Annotated in this window: 2 protein-coding genes and 2 pseudogenes; 1 reads left to right on the top strand and 3 read right to left on the bottom strand. The window is 76.5% G+C overall.

Annotated features, from left to right (window positions below; genetic code table 11):
* The 3 genes and pseudogenes from ACYVI6_RS17920 to ACYVI6_RS17910 all read right to left on the bottom strand — a co-directional run.
* Window positions 1-609 (bottom strand): annotated as a pseudogene (locus ACYVI6_RS17920) (hypothetical protein); the annotation flags it as partial.
* 376 nt (window positions 610-985) lie between these two features.
* Window positions 986-1,720 carry a TIGR03936 family radical SAM-associated protein gene (locus tag ACYVI6_RS17915; RefSeq protein WP_460447666.1) on the bottom strand — a complete coding sequence of 245 codons (735 nt, stop codon included), beginning with the start codon at window positions 1,718-1,720 and terminating at the stop codon, window positions 986-988.
* Window positions 1,720-3,678 (bottom strand): TIGR03960 family B12-binding radical SAM protein, encoded by a 1,959-nt coding sequence (locus tag ACYVI6_RS17910; RefSeq protein WP_460447665.1) that lies wholly within the window; start codon window positions 3,676-3,678, stop codon window positions 1,720-1,722. The genes ACYVI6_RS17915 and ACYVI6_RS17910 overlap by 1 nt, the downstream gene beginning before the upstream one ends.
* Window positions 3,679-3,902: 224 nt before the next feature.
* On the opposite strand from ACYVI6_RS17910, the pseudogene ACYVI6_RS17905 reads away from it, so the two are divergent.
* Window positions 3,903-5,372 (top strand): annotated as a pseudogene (locus ACYVI6_RS17905) (hypothetical protein); the annotation flags it as partial.

The following is a 5,372-nucleotide window of genomic DNA, read 5'->3' as shown; positions in this document are numbered from 1 at the left end:
CTCGGCGGCCTCGTCCTCGTCCTCGGCGTCGGGCTCGGCGAGCTCGTCGGCGGGCAGGCTCGAGGCGGCGGCCGGCTGCGCGACCTGCAGCTCGTCCTGCACGTCCGCCAGCGGCGCCGGCTCGTCGACCGGCTGCTCGCCGGACCGCTCGGTGACCAGGTCGGCGCCGGGGTCGGTGGCCGGCACGCTCGGCTGGGCGGTCTTGCGGGCCCGGCTCGCCCGCTTGCGGGCGGTCTTCTTCGCGGGAGCCGGCTCGGCGGCGGCCTCGTCCGCCGACGCGGCGACGGGCTCGGGCGCCGTGGCGGCGGGCGCCTCGTCGGCGACCGGTGCGGGGGCGGGCGCGGCGGTCTTCTTGGTGGCCCGCTTGCGGGCGGCCTTCTTGGCCGGTGCGGGGGCGACGACGTCGACGGCGGGGGTCGGCACGTCACCTGCGGTGGGCGCGGGGTCGCCGGCCGGGACGACGGTGACCGTCGGCTCGGGGGCGTCCGCCGCAGGCGGGTCGACGGGTGGGCCGGCGGGGCGGGTCGCGGCCCGGCGGGCGCGGGTGCGCTTCGCCGGTGCTGCGGGTGCGTCCTGCGCGGGGCCGTCGGTGGGGGGCTGCTCGGTCATCGGGGTGCTCCCGTTCGGCCTCCGGGCGCCGTCCACACCCCACCGGCGCCGCTCGGAGGCGGTCGCGTCGTCGTGCCGCGGCTGCGGTCACGACGGAAGTCGTGTCATCTGCGTCCGGCCGTTCGCGCTGGCGCGTGGGGTCGGACGCCGCCGACCGCCGTGGCGCCCTCGCGTGGTGTCGCGAGACCGTCGTCGCCTCGTGCGTTCCACCCCCGGGCCCGGCGCACGCTCACTGGGTGAGGGCCGCGCGGACCGGCGGTGCGTGCACGAGGCAGGCAGTCGTCGGGGCGAGCAGCGGGTGTGACGGGCCGCTCGACCTCTCGCAGTATCGCACAGTCGCCCGCTGGGCATCCGGAACGCCCGGCGGACGGCGCGCCTAGGCCAGCGGGTCGGTGACCAGGCCGTCGACCAGCGGGCCCTGCCGCAGCCGCACGGCCTGCGGCGGGTCGCCCTCCGGCAGCCCGAGCGAGGTCAGCGCGACGAGCACCTCGGTCGGGCGCACGGTCGGGGTCACGTGCCGCACGACCAGGCGCAGCACGGCCACGTCGTCCGGGCCGACCGCGGCGGGGTCGTCGCCGGCGTCCAGCACGAGCGAGACCACCGGCTCGCGGGCGTCGAGCGTGCGCGGGCCCTGCTTGGTGAGCCGCTCGACCGGCACGCTGAGCGCCTCGACGAACGCGGCCAGCGGCTGCTCGACCTGCGCGCGGGTGACCCCGGGCAGCGTGAGCAGCCACTCGCTGGCCTCGAGCCGGTCGGCCAGCGCCCCCGGCTGCGCCTCGACCACGCGCAGCACGTCGAGCCCGTCGGGCAGCCCGGCGTCCAGCGCGGCCCGCACCGCCTCGACGTCGCACCGCTCGGCGAACGACAGCTCGACGTACTCGGCCTCGCTCGCGGTGCCGGTCGGCGCCGCACCGGCGAAGGAGATGCGCGGGTGCGGGTGGAACCCGGCCGAGTACGCCATGGGGACGTCGGAGCGGCGCAGCGCCCGCTCGAGCGCGCGCTGGAAGTCGCGGTGGCTGCTGAACCGCAGCCGCCCGCGCTTGGCGTACTCCAGGCGCACCTTCTGGACGACGGGCGGCGGCGGCGGCCCGTCGGGTGTCCGGGCCGGCACTAGCTGTGCGGCTGGGCGAGCAGCGTCTGGCGCTGGCCGGTGACGGTGAGCGGCAGCATCGGCCGGTTCGTCGGGCCGGTCTGGATCTCGGTGCCGAGCTGCGGGCAGACGCCGCAGTCGAAGCACGGGGTCCAGCGGCAGTCGTCGACCTCGACCTCCGAGAGCGCGTCCTGCCAGTCCTCCCACAGCCAGTCCTTGTCGAGGCCGCTGTCGAGGTGGTCCCAGGGCAGCACCTCGCTCTGCTCGCGCTCGCGGGTGGTGTACCAGGCGACGTCGACGCCGGTGCCGGCGAGCGCGGTCTCGGCGGCGGTCATCCAGCGGTCGTAGGAGAAGTGCTCGCTCCAGCCGTCGAACCGGCCGCCGTCGCGCCAGACCTGCTCGATGATCCGGCCGGTGCGCCGGTCGCCGCGCGAGAGCAGGCCCTCGACGATGCCGGGCTTGCCGTCGTGGTAGCGGAAGCCGATGGAGCGGCCGTACTTCTTGTCGGCCCGGACGGCGTCGCGCAGCAGCTGCAGGCGGTGGTCGGTGGTCTCGTGGTCGGCCTGCGAGGCCCACTGGAACGGGGTGTGCGGCTTGGGCACGAACCCGCCGATCGACACGGTGCAGCGGATGTCGTTCTGCCCGCTGACCCGGCGGCCGGTCTCGATGACCCGCTTGGCCATCTCGGCGATCTGCAGCACGTCCTCGTCGGTCTCGGTCGGCAGGCCGCACATGAAGTAGAGCTTCACCTGCCGCCAGCCGTTGGCGTACGCCGCGGCGACCGTGTTGATCAGGTCGTCCTCGCTGACCATCTTGTTGATGACCTTGCGCAGCCGCTCGCTGCCGCCCTCGGGCGCGAAGGTCAGGCCGGAGCGGCGCCCGTTGCGCGACAGCTCGTTCGCGAGGTCGATGTTGAACGCGTCGACGCGGGTCGACGGCAGCGACAGGCCGGTGTTGGTGCCCTCGTAGCGGTCGGCCAGGCCCTTGGTGACCTCGGCGATCTCGGTGTGGTCGGCGCTGCTCAGCGACAGCAGCCCGACCTCCTCGAAGCCGGTGGCGGCCAGGCCGCGCTCGACCATCTCGCCGATGCCCTGGGCGCTGCGCTCGCGCACCGGGCGGGTGATCATGCCGGCCTGGCAGAACCGGCAGCCGCGGGTGCAGCCGCGGAAGATCTCGACGCTCATCCGCTCGTGCACCGACTCGGCGAGCGGCACCAGCGGCTGCTTGGGGTAGGGCCACTCGTCGAGGTCCATGACCGTGTGCTTCGAGACCCGCCACGGCACGCCGGGCCGGTTCGGCACGACGCGCTGGATCCGGCCGTCGGGCAGGTAGTCGACGTCGTAGAACGCCGGCACGTAGACGCCGCCGGTGCGGGCCAGCCGCAGCAGCAGCTCCTCGCGGCCGCCGGGGCTGCCCTCGGCCTTGTGCGCGCGGATCAGCTCGGTGATCTGCAGGACGGCCTGCTCGCCGTCACCCACCACCGCCGCGTCGAGGAACGTCGCGACCGGCTCGGGGTTGAAGGCCGCGTGGCCGCCGGCGAGCACGATCGGGTCGTCGTCGGTGCGGTCGGCCGCGTGCAACGGGATGCCGGCGAGGTCGAGCGCGGTCAGCATGTTCGTGTAGCCGAGCTCGGTCGAGAACGAGATGCCGAGCACGTCGAACGCCCTGACCGGCCGGTGCGCGTCGACGGTGAACTGCGGCACGCCGTGCTCGCGCATCAGCGCCTCGAGGTCGGGCCAGACGGCGTAGGTGCGCTCGGCGAGCACGTCGGGCACCTCGTTGAGCACCTCGTACAGGATCATCGTGCCCTGGTTGGGCACGCCCACCTCGTAGGCGTCGGGGTACATGAGCGCCCACCGCACCGAGGTCTCGTCCCACTCCTTCACGGTCGAGTTCAGCTCACCCCCGACGTACTGGATGGGCTTGTTCACGCGCGCGAGCAGCGGCTCGAGACGCGGGAACACCGACTGGACGGGCATGGTGAGCGACCTCTCGGAGGCGTGCGGCTGACTCCCAAGGGTAACGCCGCGCCGCACCGGTCCCCCGGCTACCCGCCGGGCTCCCCCGAACACGGTGCGTAGTGGTTGCCCCAAGCCGTTGCGTGGACGGCGCGGGCCCCGTCTACTGTGCGTGACGTGGCTCACTGCAGAGCCGCCCATGACCCGCCCTTGACCGACCGGGTCGCTGCTCGAGGGGGCCGCCGATGCCGCAGCGCAGCGCCGCCCCGCCTCGCGCGCCCGTCGCCCGCGGGGCCACGATCCGCGAGCTGCTCGACGACCAGCCGCCGGTGCTGCTCGACCACCACCCGTGGCGCGACCGCGGCGAGCTGGTCGTGCGGGCCGGGCAGGCGGGAGGCGGCTGGACGTCGCTGCCCGCCGCAGCGCTCGGGGCGCTGGCGATCGTGCACGCCGGGCAGCTGACGCGGACCGGCCACGGCGCCGGCGGCTGGCTGGTGCTCGGCCTGGTGCTCGTCGTCGTCCCGGCCGCGCTGGTCGTGCTGCACCCGCGCGGCGCCACGCTGCCGAGGGTGGCCGTGGCGGTGGTGGCGCCGGCTCTGCTGCAGCTCGCCACCGCGACCTCCGAGGGCGCGGCGCCCGTGCCGTGGGCCGGCCTCGCATCCCACCCGGTGGCCGCGGTGACGCTGCTGGTGATCGCACGCGCCGCCCTCGCGCTCGGGGTGCTGGCGCTGGTCGCCGAGGTCACCGGGTCGGTGCCGGCGGCGGCCGCGGCGGCCCTGCTCCTGGTCGCCGACCCGGGTGCACGGGCGACGGTCGGCAGCGGCGCCGCCGACGGGCGCCACCTGCTCGCGCTCGCCCTCGCGGTGCTCGCGGCGCACCTGCTGCTGACCCGGCGCGGTCGCGACCCGCGGGCCCTGGCGGCCCCGCTCGGCGTCGCCGTGGCGGTCGGGCTCGTCGACCCTCTGGGCGGCCTCGGGCTCGCCGTCGCGTTCGTGGTGTGGGCGGGGCTCGAGGTCGTGGCCGCGCAGGAGCGGCCCGCCGAGGCCCCGCGGTTGCTCGGCTGCGCGGTGGTGACGCTCGTCGGCGCCGGGCTCGGGACCGTCGTGGCGCCAGGTCCGGTCGGGGCCACCCTCGACGGCCTCGGGGCGGCGCTGCGTGCCGGGCCAGTGCCCCGGCTGGGGGCCGCGACCGGCGGCGAGCAGGCGCTGGTGGTGGTCGCGGCCGGTGTGACGCTGCTGACCCTCGGGTGGGCCCTGTGGCGGTTCGGCCGGCGGCTGCTGTCGAAGCCGGCGGCGGCCATGCTGCTGGCGCTGCTCGCGCTGGCCCACCCGGTGCTGCTGGCCGCCGGCCGGCCGGGGTGGACCGCCGGCGCCGTCCACGTCGGCGTGGCCGCGGTCATCGGCTCGGCGCTCACCCGTCGCACCCGCTCGGGGGTCGTCGCGACGGTGTGTGCCGTGCTGCTCGTCGTGGTGACCCTGGGCGCGGCGGTGCTGGGTGGCGGCCCGCTGCGCGAGCGGACGCCGGTCCGGGCGCAGCCGACGTCCGGCGCGGCCCCCGCGGCGGCAGCCGCAGCGACCCGGCCCGCGGATGCAGCGGATGCAGCGGATGCAGCGGGTGCAGTCGGCGCGACCGGCGCAGCCGGTTCGGCCGGCGCCTCGGACGTCGCAGCCGTGGGCGCGGCAGGCCCCGCCGCCGGGATGCCGGCGGCGGAGGCG

The sequence above is a fragment of the Angustibacter aerolatus genome (genome assembly GCF_054776675.1).
This window is presented reverse-complemented; position numbering and strand designations above follow the sequence as displayed.